This window comes from Pseudomonas sp. TH41 (assembly GCF_016650695.1).
Taxonomy (GTDB): Bacteria; Pseudomonadota; Gammaproteobacteria; order Pseudomonadales; family Pseudomonadaceae; genus Aquipseudomonas.
The window spans coordinates 208,510-225,093 of the sequence record NZ_JAEKFH010000005.1; the positions used below are offsets into that span (position 1 = coordinate 208,510).

The following is a 16,584-nucleotide window of genomic DNA, read 5'->3' on the forward strand; positions in this document are numbered from 1 at the left end:
GACGCAATCGAAATAGTCCATCGGATGGTTCATGAGAATTCCTTCTCTTCTGCCCGCCGCCTTTTCTTGATAGTCGCAGGAACGCCCACGGCTACCGAATCATCCGGGACATCGGTCAACACCACGGCGTTGGCACCAATCACGACATTGTTACCAATACGGATATTGCCCAGCACCTTCGCCCCGGCGCCGATATCGACGTTGTTGCCCATTACCGGAGCAATGGGCTCATTCACATTCTTCAGGCCGACAACGACGCCATTACGGATACGGCAATCATCGCCGAACTTCGCGTAACCACTGATGACGATCCCGCCGAAATGATCGATGACAAAGTTGCGCCCGACCACCACCTCACACGGCAGCTCGATACCCGTGATGATCTGCACCAGCTTGAAGAGCACTTTGTAGATAAAGGAGAACAGTTTGCGTAACAGCGCCGGGCGCACCCCATAGCGCCAGCGTCCAAAGCGATAAACCAGCATCACCCAGAACCCCTGAGCCCCCCAGTCACCCTCGTAGGCACGCAAATCCGCGCGTATGTTTTCGAACATAGTTGGCTCTACCGTGTGGGTTGGCTAGCGAATTTGGTTTCACGCAGCAGCGCCCAGGTCACCCGGGCATGCTCCCAGCACGCGCCAATCGCGGCCCGGCCGCGGCCCTTCAGCAAGGCCTTGAGCGCCAGGATCAGATCACCCAGAAACACCAGCGACATATGCCAGGCCAACCCCAACCGACCGTGATGTTTGCGGAAGTACAACAATTCGCTTTCGATTTGTAATTTGGGTATCTGTCGACTGACCGCATTGAGCTCGACCACCGACTTGGCACTTTCACCACCGATATGCACCACGGTGGTGTGCGGGTAGAACACCACCTTCCAACCCGCCTGTTTGACGCGTTTGCAGTGGTCCACTTCCTCGTAATAAAGGAAGTAGCGCGGGTCGAACAAGCCGACCTGGTCGATGACTTCACGGCGGATCAGGTAATAACAGCCCGGCACCCAGTCGCACTCGCGGACCGAGGCGTGATCCCAGGCCATGTCATCGACCTTCTTCACCACCGGGAAAAATCGCTCAAGCCCTGTGCGGGACAGAAACACATTCAACGGCGTCGGAAAAAAGCGACAGGATGGTTGTAAATCACCCTCTCGCCCGACCAACCGAACGCCGAGGACGCCACAATCAGGATGCGCCTCCATGTACTCGAGCGTCTTGTTCAGGGTATCCGCCGCCACGAAGGCATCGGTATTGAGAAGTAACGCGTACTTGCCCTGCAGGTGTTCAACCAGTTGATTGTTAGCCCGACCAAAGCCGACATTATTTTCGTTGGCCAGCAACAATGCCTCTGGGCAAACCGTTGCCAGGCGCTCCAGGGAGTTGTCGACAGAGGCATTGTCCACCACCAGATAGCGCGCCTGGTTCGCACTGTCGGGTTGGCGCAACGCCTTGAACATCGGCTGCAACAGATCCGCTGTGTTGTAATTAACGACCAACACATCCAGAGGCGCACTAACCATTGGGTTGTTCGCCAAAAAAATACTCTGATCTCATTGCTTGCAGCTTCGGTTCCAGTTCCGGGTCAAATAAACCCTCGCGCTGCTTGATGAGGTCAATCCACGGATAAGCGGCGCAACGCTCTTCGATATTTTTCACCAGCGTTTCCATCGTACAGATAACTCTGGCTGGATTACCCCCGACCACTACCCCGGGCGGAACGTCTCTCAGCACAACAGCACCAGCGGCCACCACTGAATCCGGGCCAATCGTTACGCGCGGCATGATGATAGCGCCATGGCCGATAAAGGAATTAGCACGGATATCGACGGGGCCGACAGAATCGAGGTTTGTTCCGTCACGCGCATTGAGTACATGGACGAGGCCATCGTGGCCGAATATTGTGCAATCCGATAAGCCTACGTTGTCACCGAGTCGAAGCATCGCAGGGTCGGTGATGTTGCACCCGAGGTTGATCCATGCGCCTTTACCGGCGGAGTGCAGCCCCCCCCATCGCGCCATATGTTTAGCCCATTCATACCCGTCGGGTTTACATAGTTTTTTATAGAGTGAGGTGCCACGCCCTGTTGTTTTGGCGTAATGAGCAATAGCGCGTTTTAGTAGACTAATCATCCTGTCAGCCTCAAAAATTCAGCAATAAACATCTGTGCCAAGGTTAGATACACCCTGATTCTTGATTACCGCTACCCTAAGAATAGCCCCCTCCCCGAAAATGCAACACGCGAAAATGCGCCCCTCAGGAGTACCTGCCCACCACGGGCCCCGTTTGATGGTTAAGATAATCCGCCAACCTCAAAGTAAGCTGTAAAAGAGGCATCGTAGGATTACTGGCGCCGCCGGTAGCAAAAACACTGCTGCCCGCGACATGAAGATTCTCGACACCGAACACCTTGCAGTTCTCGTCGACCACTCCAAACTCAGGTGAAGTCGCCATTCGCGTGGTCCCCATATGATGAGCATGGGGACTGACCTTCAGTGGCAGCGACGCGTCATAAACGCACTCCTCCAACCTGACAAAGCCCAACCCTGTTTCGGCAAAACACTTGGCCACTTCCAGCCCTATGGACTTGATGGTATTCCTGTCCGCAGGGCTCAATTCCCAATGAATGGTTGTCTTGCGCATTCCCAGCGCATCTCGATCTTCGAGCAACGAAACGCGGCTATCGGGATTGGGGAACTGCTCAATCAACGTGCCGAGAACCCCATCCCCGGGACAATCGAACCTGGTGATAAATTCGATCTTTTGCTCCCCGCCTACTTCGCAAACGAGATTCTCAAAAAAAGTCTTGATGGCCGCCATTCGCCCATAGGTTTTCACTTCAGATACAAGTGAGGCAGTCACATTCCCTTTGCCCGACCCGTGCTCCTTCACGAAGGCATCGGTCGTGAAATACTGCCGAGAATCTCCATCCTGCCCGTCTTTCAGGATGAAGGTACCCAGATCAACGTTCAGGTGTTCCATGAAACATCTACCGACGAATCCATCCTTGCTCACGATACCGCCCGCTACCAGGGACTCACTGTTGAGCAGTTGCCTGGCATTTTCGATCGCACCGGTCGCCAAAATGAATTGTCCTGCCGTGACTCGCTCTCGATGCAGCTGGTAATCCGAGACGACGATCGTCCCTATGCGGCCGGTCTTGCTGTCAAACTCGAGATCGACGCAGTTGCAGTTGATGAAAACATCAAGTCCCTCGGTCTCGTTCAGTTCCTTGGCGTATTTTTGTGCAAATCGCGTCGGTGGGCTGAGCAGAAAACGGTCAGCTTCAAAATCGGCACCGTCCAAAGTAGCGTTCATCGCCTTGAATCCAGCGTGCGGCGGAAGATCTAAAATATCCATGGCCGCTGGTAGATTACGCTCGATCTCGGAAAAGGCGATGGGCCAACCGGGCAAGTGCACGGGAGGACCCACGGAAAAGTCGGAGGGTTCAAAGGGACGGCATCGCCCGGCCCAGTGATTGGAGGTGCCGCCAAGATAGCGCAGGCGGGTTTCCTCAGCGTAGACGTCGAGGCCTGTCGATGGGCACTTGTAGAGGCTCTGCGAGTTTTCTGAATACTCGTGCCCACCGCCCTCGAGAAGCACCACGCGCCAACCACTGCCGGCGAGATGCAAGGCCAGCGTAATGCCGGCTGGCCCCCCTCCTACAATGCAGAAGTCATAGAAAGCGCGGAGTTCTTTTTGCGATCCGTAGTCCTTGATCATGCTTGCGTTGGCCGAAAATACTGGGCAGGCAGCACCCATCCGTTGATGACAACAAACTCGGATTTTTTACCAGAAGGCCGAGCAACGGCTTCGGAAAATCCAAATGTGAGCCCCCCAAGGCTCAACAGGGCAAAGGCCTGAAGGAAGCCTCTGCGTCCCATCACAGAGATATTTAAATCAACTTCTCTCATGATTCAAAGCTCCACGACATCGAGATTGCGTTGGAAATTTCAACTACACATCCAAGGCGACAATTTTTCTGGAAATCACCATCAACACCTCAATGGCGACACGTGTCACAGCGTTGGACACAACTAGAGGAATAGATCAGATCAGAGCCACTTAGCAAGACCCGTCATTAATTCCCCACACAAAGCCCCCACCACCAGCATCGGCAGCACCACAAGTTCACGCTTGAGATTGAACAGCCCCAGACGATAATTGACATACATAACCAGGATAAGCGTAGGAAACGTATGCAGGGCGACACCCCAAATCGCATATTTGACCCCGCCAATTGCCAGCAGCAAAGGCAACAGCACCCATAACGAGACCACGCGAATAATGTTGTCCATGGCTTGGTATTTGGTGAGTCCCAAGGCAATCCAGACCTGATTCGCCAACATGTAGCGCATTGTGAAGAAAGAGAGTGAAAGAATCGACATCATGCTACCGGCCTGGGCATAACGCTCATCGTACAAGATGCTGATGAGCAGCGGACTGCCGGTCCAAAACAGTCCACATAAAAACAGCGAGATCAGATCGAACATCAATTTGACGCGATAATACAACGCGTGGAGCCGTGCGGTGTCATTGGTTCTTGTGGCCTCACTGAAGGCCGGCAGGGCAATGGCCCCGAACAACCTTTGCACGCCAAGTTGAAGCGCTCCCAAAATCAGCACGGCAATGGAGTAGACCCCCAATTCGGCGGCCGTCATGCTGCCGCCGAACCAGATGCGATCACCGTACATGGCCAATACACCCACGGCCGATGACAACAGTATCCAACGGCCGAAGACCACTAATTCCTTGAGTGCAGTGCGTTCCCACTGCAGACGGTTAGGCGGCCCCTCGAACCATAAATGACCCAGCACAGTGCTGACCATCGCCGAGACCAGGCCCGCAACCACCAAAGACCAGATGGACCGGGTGAAGTAACCGACGCCCAGCATCGCCACCAGCCCGGCCAACTGGGACACAAACTCGGCGATGACCACTTTCTTTTGCTGGAAAGCGCGCACTGCCAGGTCGACTTTGGTCGACTGAAAACCATAGATGATTGCCAGGGAACCGGTCACGGCCAATACCAGCGGCAACTCGGGTACGGCGTAGGTGGAATTGATCGACCACAGATTGATCGTCTGCGCAAACCAGGCGGCGCCCGCGATCAGCAGTGTCGAAGCAAAAAGAATGAGACCGCGCACGATCTGCACCGTCCACACGGTATTGAGAAATACCGGATCATCGCCACGCGGGCTCTGGATGATGTTCTGACGCAAGCCCACATCGGAAAGCAAGTGCAGAACCACCGAAACGGTGGTGGCGATCATCATGATGCCGAACATTTCCGGCAGCAGCAGGCGGGCCATTATCAGGTTGCCACCCAAGCGAAAGGCTTGAGACGTCACGAGCGCCCCGAGATTCCATGCCCCAGCAGATATCGCTCGGCTGCGAAGGCTCATCGATGGCGATAAATTAACTAGCGACATAACATCTCCCCCGGACTCAATGACACAAAAGGTACTATAGTCGCATTTTGCCATTCGACTAGCCGTCGCTCATTAATCAATAAGTCCACCCCCCATGCCTGAGCACTTTCGCGCGTTAATCGTCATTCTGGTCCTTGCTGGCGTCGTTTTTGCCATGGCACGTCGACCGGCAGTAGATTTGATTCCTGACCGCGACTTCACGCGTCGGCGCAATCTGTGGTTCGCATTGACGCTACTGGCTTTTGTTTCGCACAGTTTCTGGGTGTACGCGGGCGTTGCCGCTGTCGTGTTGACCTTCACGCAAAAAAGCGAACGCAACCCCGTGGCGCTGTTTTTCCTTCTGCTGTTTCTGATCCCGCCGGCCTCGAAGGAGATTCCCGGTTTCGGCCTGGTCAATTATTTTTTTGCCATTAACCATATTCGTCTACTGGCACTGTGTGTGTTGCTTCCGGCTTTTTTCGCATTACGCAAGCGAGCGGACACGATCCCTTTCGGACGCACCTGGCCTGACAAGCTGTTAGCCGCCAACATTCTACTGACGAGCGTGCTTTACCTGCGCGAAACCACGGTCACCGACACGTTGCGCCAAACGCTCTACTTGTTCATCGAAGTTTTTTTGCCTTACTACGTTGCCAGCCGGGCGCTGAAGAACCTCAGCGACTTCAAGGACGCTCTGTTCGGTTTTGTACTCGCTGCCATGGTGCTGTCGCTGATAGGTCTCTTCGAATTTTCCCGGAGTTGGCTGCTCTACAATGCGCTGACTGACGCCATGGGCATGCAATGGGATATCGGCTACTTGAGCCGTGGTGGCTCATTACGCGCCAGCGTCACCACCGGCCAAGCCATTGCGCTGGGGTACGTCATCAGCGTGGCCATCGGCTTTTACCTGTACTTACAGGAGGATGTGCGCAGCCGATTGCAAAGAAGCCTCGGCGCGCTCCTGCTCGCCGGTGGTCTGTTCGCACCGCTGTCGCGTGGCCCCTGGATCGGTGCCGCCACCATGATCGTCGTATTCATCGGCACCGGCCGTAAAGCGGTCAAACGCCTGATGCTGCTGGCGGTTGCCGCAGTGCTCGCCCTTCCCCTGTTGGCCATTGTGCCGGGCGGCCAAAAAGTGCTCGATCTGCTACCTTTCATCGGTACAGTGGAAGTAGAGAACATCACCTACCGGCAACGCTTGATTGATAACGCAGTGATCGTTATCCAGCGCAACCCTTGGCTGGGTTCTTTCGATTACCGCAACACACCGGAAATGCAGTCCTTGATTCAGGGCCAGGGCATCATCGATATCGTGAACACCTATATTGGCCTAGCCCTGTCGGTCGGCTTGATTGGATTGGCGCTTTTCGTAGCTTTTTTCGTCAGTGTTCTGCAGGGCATCCGCAAGGGGATGCGTTCGTTCCCCAATAGAGACGATGAGTCGCGCCGACTTGGACGTGCGCTCCTGGCGGCACTGGCCGGGATACTGGTGACCATCGTTACCGTCAGCAGTATCACGGTGATCCCCGTGGTGTATTGGTCGGTCGCCGGACTGGGCGTTGCTTATGCTCAGATGGCGCGCAAGCTCAAGCACACCTCGACTGCAGTCACTGCGAGTGCCCACCTCCAATTCCGGTAACCCCCATGGCCAAACTTTTTCGCCGCACCCGTCTGCTGCTTCCGGTTCTTTTGTCTTTTACTCTTTGGCCGTTTAGCACCTGGGCGTCAGACTGGGTCGCCAGCGTCGATGATCAAAGCGGCCTGCCAATGCTGGTGCATGGCGGCGGCCCCGTCGTTGCGTCTTCATTCGTCTTCTTTGGGAGCAACTGGGGCTGGGCGTATTTTCCAACCGAGTTTAAGTTAAACGCCCCCTACAGCTACTCTCTTGCAGGCCAGAGCAAAGCGCTTGATTTCGACCTGGCGGCGAAAATCCAGAAGGAAGGCGAGCAGAAACTGACTTGGGATTTTACCCTGGATGCACACAGCACGAAGTCGGACGTGATGGGTGGGGGTGTCGTCTTCAAGTTCGACCCTGCCCTTTTCCCGGGAGAAATGGGCGAGCCGGTTTTGCTCCCTGACAACAGAGGCTGGTCCTGGGGGAATGCTCAAGGGCGACACATCGAGATGCGTTTCGAGCCCGCGCTGGCGAGGGTGTACTTTGAATCGGGTGATCGCTCTGAAGTGCGCGCTTTTTTCTACAAAGACACGATCAAGCCCGGCCGTCAGAATTTTAAAGCGACCTTAAGCGTATCTGGCGATGTGGCACTCGGCCCCACCACTGCCGAGCGCTTCGGTCTGGTGGACCCAAAGAGCTGGCCGAGTGACAAGCTCGACTGGAAAACCTCGCCGGTCGATCTGTCCTTTCTTAACGCTGACGAAAAACCTGCAGGTAAGCGCGGCTTCGTCAAAGCGTCCGGCGAGCAACTGCAATTCGCGGACAACACCCCGGCGCGCTTCTGGGGCACCAACGTCACATCGTATGCGCTGTTCCGCACGACAGACGATGAAATCAAGCAGCAGGCTAAACGCCTCTCCGCACTCGGCTTCAACCTCGTGCGACTTCACCACCATGACTCCCCATGGGTCAGCCCAAACATTTTTGGCGACCCTGGCCTCACACATGACACCCAGCAACCAAGCCCGGAATCACTGAAAAAAATTGACTGGTGGATCAAGTGCCTGAAAGACGAGGGCATTTATGTGTGGCTTGATATGCACGTCGAGCGGACCCTTACTGCAAAAGACAACATTTATGGCTTCGAAGAGATGCCAAAAAACAGCCGTAACAACGCCGATCTCAAGGGCTACGCCTATGTAAACATCACCATTCAGCAGGCGATGAAGCAATTTGCCGCAGCCTACCTGACCCACGTCAATACCTATACCGGTCTCGCCTACAAAGACGATCCCGCAATCGCCGCTGTACTGATTACCAACGAAAACGACGTCACCCATCACTTTGGCAATGCCCTGCTGCCAGACAAGAACGTTCCAAAGCACAACAAGCTCTACATGCAAGCGGCCAAGAGCTTTGCCAACCAGCACGATCTGTCGGCCAACAAAACCTGGCGCGCCTGGGAGCCTGGCCCTTCCAAGCTGTTCCTTAACGATCTGGAGCGAAATTTCAACGTTGATATGATTCAGCACCTGCGCGCATTAGGCGTGAAGGTGCCCATCGCCACGACCAGCAGCTGGGGCCGCAATGGCCTGAGCTCCCTGCCGGCCCTTACCGCCGGCGACGTGATTGACGTTCACAGTTACGGCGGCGTTGGCCAGCTAGAGAAAAACCCTCTCACCAGTGACGGTTTAATCAACTGGATTGCCGCCGGCCAAGTCACCGGCAAACCCCTGACCGTCACCGAGTGGAACAATGAACCCTTCCCGACACCTGATCGCCACTCGCTGCCACTCTATATAGCCGGCACCGCCAGCCACCAAGGCTGGGATGCGCTGATGCAATACGCCTACAGCCAGGAGCCGCTGTCCGGCGATTGGATGACTGCCGGCAACTGGCACGCCTATAACGACCCGGCACTGCTGGCCACCCTGCCCGCCGCCGCCTTGCTTTATCGCCGTGCAGATGTTCGCGAAGCAAACACAACCTATGTCTTCGCGCCGACGCCAGGCACTCTATTCAATCAAGACATTACACCGGCCAACTCAGCGCTGCTGCGCACGGCCATGGAGAAAGGCAAACTGCAAATCGCCATGCCACAGACGCCGGAATTACCCTGGCTGCAGCCGGGCATTATCCCGAGTAATGCACAGGTGTTTCATGACCCTGACCAGTCGCTGCTGGACGCCAACGCCAGCGAGTCCACGACAGACACGGGTGAAATAAAGCGCAACTGGAAACAAGGTATCTACACCATCGACACGCCGCGCACCCAAGCTGCGACCGGCTGGATCGGTGGCAAGTCGATCAGCCTTGGTAACATCCGGGTTCAAGTGAAGACGGCTAATGCCAGTGTGGTGGTGCAAAGCCTGGACAATGTGCCCGTCGGCCAATCGCAGGATTTGCTGATCTCGCTGGGCACCCGCGCCATCCCCAAAGACGGCGACAAAACACCTTTTTATGTTGAGCCCCTCGAAGGCACGCTGACTATTCAGGCACCGCAAGGCCTGACACTGTTCACCCGCGGCATACTTGCGCAAATGAAGCCGCTACCCGCGACCTACCTTGATGGAAGCTATACGATCAAGTTCGACGGCCAGCAAGCTTCCAATTGGTTGTTTCTGAAAAAAAGCGTCTCTCACTGACGCCTCAATCTGCGCTTGCACCGCAACAGTTTCCAGGAGGACAGGATGAAATATTTAGTGGTTGGCGGCGCGGGCTACATAGGTTCGCACATGGTTAAGCAACTATTGCGCGCAGATCACGAAGTGGTGGTGGCAGACAACTTCTCCACCGGCCACCGCCGTGCCTTGGTCGGCGGGAAATTGGTCGAACTGGACATAGCCGACGCGCAAGCCCTGGACGCCTTGTTCGCCGCGCAACACTTTGATGCTGTGTTCCACTTCGCCTCATTTATTCAGGTAGGCGAATCCGTGACGGAACCTGCCAAGTATTACCAAAACAACTTGGCTGCCACCCTCACGCTGCTACAAGCCATGGTTCGAGCGGGGATTAAAAACTTCATTTTTTCCTCGACTGCCGCCGTCTATGGCGACCCTGTGTATGTACCCATCGACGAAGAACATCCCAAGGCCGCGATCAACCCTTATGGTCGCAGCAAGTGGATGGTGGAGCAGGTGCTTGAGGATTTCGACCGTGCATACGGACTGAAGTCGGTCTGCCTGCGCTACTTTAACGCTGCTGGTGCAGACCCTGAGGGACAGCTGGGTGAACGCCATGAACCGGAAACCCACCTGCTGCCACTGATCCTGCAAGCGGCCTCAGGCCGGCGCACAAACATCACGGTCTACGGCCGAGATTACGACACCCCTGATGGCACCTGTATTCGTGACTATATCCACGTTGCCGATCTCGTTGCCGCTCACGCACTTGCCGTGGATTACCTACTGGCCGGAGGTGCAAGCACGGCGTTCAACCTCGGCAACGGTCTAGGGTTTTCAGTACAGCAAGTGATAGATACCGCGCGCCGCGTAACCGGCCAGGAGATATTCGTCAGCGAAGCGCCGCGCCGTGCCGGCGACCCGCCACGCCTGGTGGCCGATCCGCGAAGGGCCAACACCTTACTTGGCTGGCAACCGCAGTTTGCGTCACTTGAACAGATAGTGGCTCACGCCTGGAGCTGGGAGCAGAAGCATCCTTGGCACTGAAAGTCGGCGCTCGCGCATAACGCCGAGCGCCTGAGGAAGCCGCTCTAGTAGTAAGAGCGGTTTTGAGGCTCGGCCTTGTTCAGCACCGTGCCAATCAAATTGGCTGTTCCCAGATGATGCAGGCTTTCTTCGATTTCTTTCTTGGTGTTCATGCCGTTAGCGACCACCAGCAGGACGCAGTCGAACTTAGGCAAGACGGTAATCACGTCATCCGAACTCAACAACGGCGGCAAGTCGAAAATCACGATACGTGAGTCGTAGCGCTCGCGCAGATCAGTAATCAAATGGCTCACCGCGGGCGATGACAGCACCTCAGTGGAGTGAGGAATCGGCTCACGCGTCGGCAGGACCACAAAGCGCGGCAAGGTCGGGTTGACCAGCACCTCTTGCAGCTCCGCTTCATCAGCCAGCAATTCGTTGAGCGATTTCTCCATCGGCAGGCCCAGGCAGGAGCCCACTGTCGGGCGGCGCAAGTCGAAATCCACCAGCAATGCGGTCTTGGTTGTGTGATGGGCGATGCTCATTGCCAGGTTGATCGCCAATACAGTCTTGCCTGCCTCCGGCGTCGGCGAGGTGATGGCGAGCGTGCGCCAGCCATTTTCTTCCATGACTTTCAGAACTTGCGTACGCAGCAGGTCGAAAGCCCCGCTCATATTCGAATTCTTGTTGAAAGCCACGATGCGGTTGCGCTCGAGATGATCTGGCCGCAGAGGTACAACTCTTGTCTGCACATAACTGAGCGCATTCAGCCCTGCAGACTGCGTGGTCGCTGTCATCGCCTTTGGCGTTGTCACGAGACCTGACGAAGGCTGCTTCCCGGAATTTTCGGTATCGGGCTTGATTATTTCCATGTCTATATTCCTTATGCAAACCGGCCCAACGTTCTAAATACTAGAAGGTCCAGAGGCATGTAGAAGAAGTGCAACAGCACCAACGAGATCGCAATTATCACGACCGCACCGACGATAACAAGCGCTCGCCACTTCCTGCGACGAGCCAGTTCCGCCTTGGTGTGAATGTAGGGAATCGAAACCAGTACGCGCCTGCCAACCACACTGCCCAAGGCTTCAACACCACGCACGCGCTGACTCAACATCTCGAGGAGCATCACCAGTGCACCAGCGCCCACCGGGGCGAGAACAAAGCCCATGGCAACCACTTTTTTGCGGTTCGGCCTCACTGGCTTTTCGGGCATCAGAGGCGACTCCAGCAGCACAAAACGCTCCGCTTTGTTTTCTTCCTCCAGGCTTTCGGAAATTTTCGCACCCATTTCCTTCGTGCGAATTTCCTCATACTTTTTACGCGCGTTGTCATGGTCACGCATCAGCGTGACCAAGCCACGCTCGACTTGCGGCGTCTCAAGAATTTGCGCCTCGTAGGCGTCAATTTTGCGGAGTATTTCCTGCTTTTGATCGGCCAGCGATTGCATCCGTGTTTCTGAGGCCGCGACTCTGGCCTGAGCCTTGGCAACCTCCAGACTGACGGGAGCCCCTGCACCGCCGCCCACACCTTTGACAGACTCAAGGGCAGCAATTTTGCGTTTGACGGCGCGCACATCGGGGTGGGCCTCCGTATACAGCGACAGCAACCTGGTGTACTCCGCCTTGAGGCTACCCAAATCTTGCGGTTGCTCAGCTGCCGCACCCGTCGCCCCTGGCTTGACCGCTACCCCGGCACTGGCTGCGGAAACCTCCAACTCGTTAAATCGCAACTCTTCACGGGCGGCTTTGTAGTCGCGGTCTACCTCTTTAAGCTCGGTTTCGGCGCGTGACAACATATTCATGCGCAACTCCTGATGCTCAGGCAGCGCGTTGCTGTGTGCCTGCTTGAAGTCCGCCAACCGGTTCTCCAGGGCTTCCAGTTCGACCCTGAGCTTATCCGCCTCCTGCGTCAGGAACTCTGTGGTCTCACTGGCGCGTTCAGTGCGCTGCTTGATGTTTTCATCCAGAAACAGCGTCACCAGCTCGTTGGCCACTTTATTGGCAATCTCTGGCTGGCGGTGCTCAAAGCCAAGACGGAAAGCAATCGTCACTTCTCCGCGCCCCTTAACGGCGGCGCTGACCAAGGAGACTGTAATCGCATTGCGCATTTCGTCGATTTTCTCGGTAACGCTCAACGGCCGGCTTTGCGAAGCAAAAAGATTGTATTTGTCGATGATCCCTTCCAGATGCTCGCGGGTCATCACACGCTGGCGAATGACTTCGATGCGCTCATCGGCAAAGGTATTGTTGTTCGCCGCCACCAGGTCCGGTGAAATTTGCTGAGACTCAACCAGAATAGTGCCAGATGACTCGTAGATAGGCGGGATAGTGAGCGCAACTGCCACGCTCACGCCAAGTATGACCACGAAACTCAGGATCAACAGCAAGGCATGGTGCTTGATGATAGCTATGTAGTCGTTGACCGACATTTCATATTCTGAGGCCATAATTATCACAATTCCGAATGTCAGAAATCGGGGTGACTATAGGTCAACGTCAACCCGACGACGTTTGCGGTTGCATCCGGCAAGCCATCTTGCTGGCGTTCTTTGTACGTGTAGGATAGGCGCGCTAACCAAAAAGGCGAGAGCTCTTGACTAAACCAGGCACCGGCATCGCGCAGGGTGTTAGGCGATAGCCCCTTGGTTTTTTGCCATGAGGTATCAAAACCGATACGACTCGTGTCGGCGAGCGCATAACTCCAGAGACCGCTCAGGTTATCAGCCTGGATGAAACCGCCGTTACCGCTGGCGACAGTACTGCGACTGGCATCGATGGCTGTCTCAACACGCTCACCGGTATAGTGCAACGAAAGGCCGCCTTGGCCAGTGGGGCCGCTGTTCGAGTCAGAGACTTGATTGACACCCGCGTAAATCGATCCCTTGAGCCGCTCAGAGATATCAAAATTCAGGCCAACTATGGGGGTATAACTGTTTGAGGACGCCACCGTAGATCCCTGTTCCGGCTCATAACGCTTGGCTTCAAAACGCGTGAACAATTCCACGCGCTCGCTCCATGTATAGTTCAGGCTCAGGAGGTTCGACAGCTCGTTATAGTTGGTCAGCGTGTTGATGTCGTAAGTGACATGGGTGTAGTCGGTTTCATTAACCAGGGTAGTACGCTCACTGAGAGCAGTGCTCCAGTTGCCGCCGACCAACGCTAGTTTTTGCGTACCGTCAGGGGCAATCACACCGGTTTCTTGAACCTCGGTGGAGAGCGTCGAGCTCTCGACATACTGCGCCTTGAGTCCAAAACCACCCGTTTCGGTCGCGCGCTGCCACCCTAGTTTCAAATCGGGGTCTTCACGATCCGAAACGATGGAGGTATCGGAGGATCGCACCAGGTTCACACCAAGACCGAAATTCCACTGATCCCGGTCGGAAGTCCCGACGAGCGTGTAATCGGGGGCGATAATGGTACGAGTCACGCCTTTTGCGTTGCTCGTAGCGAGCACCGGGTTGCTGTCGTACTCGACAGTCGAAGGCACAACGATCGAATTTTGCCAAGTGGCCGCATAGGCCACTCCGGAACACGGCAAGATCAGGATGGCCGTGGCAATTCCGGTTTTTCGCAGCAGAGACAAGAGAATCCTTAATGCATCATGCAAGGTTAAGGCACAACCAGCGTATCGCCGGCCTGGAGTTGGATATTGGTGGACATGTTTTTCCCGGAAATCAGATCGCTGTAGTGCACGGGCAGTACCTCTTGTTTAGAGCCCTTGCGCCGAATGACCTTGATTTCATCTTTGTCCGCGAACTTGTCGAGACCACCCGCCATGCTCAATGTTTGCAGTACATCAAGCGAACCCGGTATCTGCACGGAACCGGGCTTCACCACTTTGCCCTGCACGTACACGAGATTGCCTTCGGTGCTTTTGATGACAACGCTCACATTCGGATCGGGTATGTACTTTTCAAGCTCGAGAGCGATTTTCTTCGCGGCGCCAGTAGAGTCAAGCCCATGAACGTCGACTTTCCCCGCCAGCGGGAAGGTAATGCTGCCATCGGGAAGTACGCGTACTTCCTCGCGCATCTTGTCTTCGCCCCAAACGGAAACAACAACGTTGTCGCCCGGTTTCAGCGTGTAATCCGTGTCTTTTTCGTCAGCACTGGAAACGCCGGGCAAAATAGCCTGCGTACAGCCATGCAAAATAGCCAGCGTACAGAGTACAGGTATGAATAAACGCAACATCGGGATCCCTCCGGCCTAGTGGCCATGCAAGGAGTTTTACATAAAAATGGGGCCAAATCACTCTATCCCATTTCACGTCAAAGAAGCTACCAGACAGCGCTTCTCGCAACCAATTGCCGCCGACGCAACGCGCCAGTTACCGCAAGGACAGCCTAAAATAGAAAAATAGTGTTATTTAACAATGTGTTGGAGTTGATCATGCTACCCCCGACAGCTTTGCGCCAAAATTAAATACACTAAAGCACTTACTGCATCTACGCCGACCTGTGCAACTAACTAGCTTTCAGTCATTACCAACTAAGTGCCATTGCACTACATGAAACAATCCACAACAAACCAAACATCCAATACAACTTCCTCCCTTTCCAGTCATTTGAATTGCTGGTTCTTAGTGCCGAAAAGCCAAACACCCCTCTCTATATCTTCCGCCGATTGGCGACCATGATAAAACCGAGCAGCGCAGAAGAAAATAACCAGGCTGCCGCAGGAAGCGGTACTGCATTCGATTGATTGATAAAAGAGTCAGCCTCTCCCGTCAGACCTTTATCCTGGATAGACAAATCAACCGCTAAGGGGACATTGGAAAGAGCCGCCATTAAACCGTCGCACGCTAAAGTATTGACGGAAACACCAGCCCCCGATTGATTATTGTTGCTGTTGAGTTTGGCAGGCGGGGCATCATCGAAGTACTTATCGGTGATTGAAGAAGGCACGCCAAGGACGTTCCCAAACGCATACAATGCGCCACTCGGGTGCTCTTCCAGAGCCGCACCGAGTTGCGGCACCGAATCCCCGCAAGCGTTACCTATGCGACTAATTTCATAGGGCAAACTGGTCGCGTGAGCAGCAGAAACAGCTGCGACATTCGGGAGCATCAACAACAAAACGTTTGTAATGAAAAGTTTCGTATGCATAACACCGCCTCCCTGCGCAGAGGGTTACTCTTTTGTGAATGAAGGATTTCGTATCAGCTTACGTGAAATGTATAAGCACATCGCCATTACGTCAATGGCTCGTCACAACAATAAATCAAAATATAAATATTCTCAGAATGGCGTCAAAATAACGACACGACAAACCGGTCCATCCCCTATTAAAGGGGCTATCCCTATGAAAAAGCCTGATGTTTGGGCATTGGCTCGCAACAGAACGTCAGTGACTTGGCGACCACCGGCTACACGGGCTCTTTCCACCCTATTCCCTATGGGCAAACTCGATCGCAGCGCTCTATGATTGAACGCAATGACGACCTCTGCTCCGATTCGCCAACCCTGCCCGCCCGGCGCCTGCGACTGCGGGCGTGACCCGTTGCTGGAAACACCGGGTGCAGATGTGCGCATCCTGTTACTGACCCGCTCGGAAGAAAAGCGCCTGATCGAGCGCCTGGAAAACCTCCAGAGCTTGAGCGACCTGGAGCGTCTGCAACAACGCATGTACGAGCAGTTGGGTATCCGCGTGAACATTGCCCCCGGCTTCAATGAAGTACGAACCATGCGCGGCATCAGCATCAGCCTCGGCGAACTGCCGGGATTATGTCGCAAGACCCGCGCATCGATCCCGGCGGCCATTCGCCGCTCGCTAGAGAAGCGCCCGGAGATCGCCTACGAATTGCTCAACGCCAACGACCTGTTGCGCGACGCATGATGAGGGCGACCTTGCGCACCCTCGAAAAAATGCCCATAGAGGATCAGCGGTCGTACACAGAGTGCGCGGCGCTGCTA

Annotated in this window: 15 protein-coding genes; 4 read left to right on the forward strand and 11 right to left on the reverse strand. The window is 55.1% G+C overall.

Features of this window, described 5'->3' with window-relative positions; all coding sequences use genetic code 11:
- Positions 1 to 29 precede the first annotated feature (29 nt).
- From JFU37_RS19450 to JFU37_RS19475, 6 genes are all read right to left on the reverse strand, one after another.
- Positions 30 to 554 (reverse strand): serine O-acetyltransferase, encoded by a 525-nt coding sequence (locus JFU37_RS19450; RefSeq protein WP_201117533.1) that lies wholly within the window; start codon positions 552 to 554, stop codon positions 30 to 32.
- Between the two features lie 8 nt (positions 555 to 562).
- Complete coding sequence (locus JFU37_RS19455; RefSeq protein ID WP_201117534.1) at positions 563 to 1,519, reverse strand: glycosyltransferase family 2 protein; 957 nt, start codon at positions 1,517 to 1,519, stop codon at positions 563 to 565.
- Positions 1,512 to 2,129 carry an acyltransferase gene (locus tag JFU37_RS19460; protein ID WP_201117536.1) on the reverse strand — a complete coding sequence of 206 codons (618 nt, stop codon included), beginning with the start codon at positions 2,127 to 2,129 and terminating at the stop codon, positions 1,512 to 1,514. The genes JFU37_RS19455 and JFU37_RS19460 overlap by 8 nt, the downstream gene beginning before the upstream one ends.
- Positions 2,130 to 2,253: 124 nt before the next feature.
- Positions 2,254 to 3,720, reverse strand: a complete 1,467-nt coding sequence (locus JFU37_RS19465; RefSeq protein ID WP_201117539.1) for an FAD-dependent oxidoreductase — start codon at positions 3,718 to 3,720, stop codon at positions 2,254 to 2,256.
- Complete coding sequence (locus JFU37_RS19470) at positions 3,717 to 3,911, reverse strand: hypothetical protein (protein WP_201117541.1); 195 nt, start codon at positions 3,909 to 3,911, stop codon at positions 3,717 to 3,719. The genes JFU37_RS19465 and JFU37_RS19470 overlap by 4 nt, the downstream gene beginning before the upstream one ends.
- Positions 3,912 to 4,052: 141 nt before the next feature.
- Positions 4,053 to 5,429 carry an oligosaccharide flippase family protein gene (locus JFU37_RS19475; protein ID WP_201117544.1) on the reverse strand — a complete coding sequence of 459 codons (1,377 nt, stop codon included), beginning with the start codon at positions 5,427 to 5,429 and terminating at the stop codon, positions 4,053 to 4,055.
- A gap of 94 nt (positions 5,430 to 5,523) precedes the next feature.
- Here JFU37_RS19475 and JFU37_RS19480 point away from each other — a divergent pair, with 94 nt between their 5' ends.
- Genes JFU37_RS19480 through galE form a run of 3 tightly spaced genes read left to right on the forward strand, consistent with a single transcriptional unit; the run spans position 5,524 to position 10,691 of the window.
- Positions 5,524 to 7,047 (forward strand): O-antigen ligase family protein, encoded by a 1,524-nt coding sequence (locus tag JFU37_RS19480; protein ID WP_201117546.1) that lies wholly within the window; start codon positions 5,524 to 5,526, stop codon positions 7,045 to 7,047.
- Positions 7,048 to 7,052: 5 nt separating this feature from the next.
- A complete protein-coding gene (locus JFU37_RS19485) occupies positions 7,053 to 9,668 on the forward strand; it encodes a cellulase family glycosylhydrolase (RefSeq protein ID WP_201117548.1) in 2,616 nt (871 codons plus the stop codon).
- Positions 9,669 to 9,713: 45 nt separating this feature from the next.
- A complete protein-coding gene (gene galE, locus JFU37_RS19490; RefSeq protein ID WP_201117550.1) occupies positions 9,714 to 10,691 on the forward strand; it encodes a UDP-glucose 4-epimerase GalE in 978 nt (325 codons plus the stop codon).
- Positions 10,692 to 10,735: 44 nt separating this feature from the next.
- Here the strand turns inward: galE and JFU37_RS19495 are convergent, their stop codons facing one another.
- The 5 genes from JFU37_RS19495 to JFU37_RS19515 form a co-directional block, all read right to left on the reverse strand.
- Positions 10,736 to 11,467: a CpsD/CapB family tyrosine-protein kinase gene (locus JFU37_RS19495; protein WP_446739603.1), complete on the reverse strand. Its 732-nt coding sequence runs from the start codon at positions 11,465 to 11,467 to the stop codon at positions 10,736 to 10,738.
- Between the two features lie 86 nt (positions 11,468 to 11,553).
- On the reverse strand, positions 11,554 to 13,119 hold the full coding sequence (locus JFU37_RS19500; RefSeq protein ID WP_201117555.1) for a GumC family protein: 1,566 nt from the start codon (positions 13,117 to 13,119) through the stop codon (positions 11,554 to 11,556).
- Between the two features lie 20 nt (positions 13,120 to 13,139).
- On the reverse strand, positions 13,140 to 14,255 hold the full coding sequence (locus JFU37_RS19505; RefSeq protein WP_201117557.1) for a hypothetical protein: 1,116 nt from the start codon (positions 14,253 to 14,255) through the stop codon (positions 13,140 to 13,142).
- A 26-nt stretch (positions 14,256 to 14,281) separates the two neighbouring features.
- Positions 14,282 to 14,863 carry a polysaccharide biosynthesis/export family protein gene (locus JFU37_RS19510; protein ID WP_201117559.1) on the reverse strand — a complete coding sequence of 194 codons (582 nt, stop codon included), beginning with the start codon at positions 14,861 to 14,863 and terminating at the stop codon, positions 14,282 to 14,284.
- Between the two features lie 416 nt (positions 14,864 to 15,279).
- Entirely contained in the window at positions 15,280 to 15,777 is a 498-nt protein-coding gene (locus JFU37_RS19515; RefSeq protein ID WP_201117561.1) for a hypothetical protein, read from the reverse strand.
- 328 nt (positions 15,778 to 16,105) lie between these two features.
- Here JFU37_RS19515 and JFU37_RS19520 point away from each other — a divergent pair, with 328 nt between their 5' ends.
- Complete coding sequence (locus JFU37_RS19520) at positions 16,106 to 16,507, forward strand: hypothetical protein (protein ID WP_201117564.1); 402 nt, start codon at positions 16,106 to 16,108, stop codon at positions 16,505 to 16,507.
- Positions 16,508 to 16,584 lie beyond the last annotated feature (77 nt).

Bases quoted from the DNA above. Each gene is read 5' to 3' on its own strand.
- JFU37_RS19475 (WP_201117544.1), bottom strand. From the start codon at position 5,429: ATGTCGCTAGTTAATTTATCGCCATCGATGAGCCTTCGCAGCCGAGCG.
- JFU37_RS19465 (WP_201117539.1), bottom strand. From the start codon at position 3,720: ATGATCAAGGACTACGGATCGCAAAAAGAACTCCGCGCTTTCTATGAC.
- JFU37_RS19460 (WP_201117536.1), bottom strand. From the start codon at position 2,129: ATGATTAGTCTACTAAAACGCGCTATTGCTCATTACGCCAAAACAACA.
- JFU37_RS19480 (WP_201117546.1), top strand. From the start codon at position 5,524: ATGCCTGAGCACTTTCGCGCGTTAATCGTCATTCTGGTCCTTGCTGGC.
- JFU37_RS19515 (WP_201117561.1), bottom strand. From the start codon at position 15,777: ATGCATACGAAACTTTTCATTACAAACGTTTTGTTGTTGATGCTCCCG.
- JFU37_RS19495 (WP_446739603.1), bottom strand. From the start codon at position 11,467: ATGACAGCGACCACGCAGTCTGCAGGGCTGAATGCGCTCAGTTATGTG.
- JFU37_RS19455 (WP_201117534.1), bottom strand. From the start codon at position 1,519: ATGGTTAGTGCGCCTCTGGATGTGTTGGTCGTTAATTACAACACAGCG.
- JFU37_RS19450 (WP_201117533.1), bottom strand. From the start codon at position 554: ATGTTCGAAAACATACGCGCGGATTTGCGTGCCTACGAGGGTGACTGG.
- JFU37_RS19510 (WP_201117559.1), bottom strand. From the start codon at position 14,863: ATGTTGCGTTTATTCATACCTGTACTCTGTACGCTGGCTATTTTGCAT.
- galE (WP_201117550.1), top strand. From the start codon at position 9,714: ATGAAATATTTAGTGGTTGGCGGCGCGGGCTACATAGGTTCGCACATG.
- JFU37_RS19520 (WP_201117564.1), top strand. From the start codon at position 16,106: ATGACGACCTCTGCTCCGATTCGCCAACCCTGCCCGCCCGGCGCCTGC.
- JFU37_RS19470 (WP_201117541.1), bottom strand. From the start codon at position 3,911: ATGAGAGAAGTTGATTTAAATATCTCTGTGATGGGACGCAGAGGCTTC.
- JFU37_RS19485 (WP_201117548.1), top strand. From the start codon at position 7,053: ATGGCCAAACTTTTTCGCCGCACCCGTCTGCTGCTTCCGGTTCTTTTG.
- JFU37_RS19500 (WP_201117555.1), bottom strand. From the start codon at position 13,119: ATGGCCTCAGAATATGAAATGTCGGTCAACGACTACATAGCTATCATC.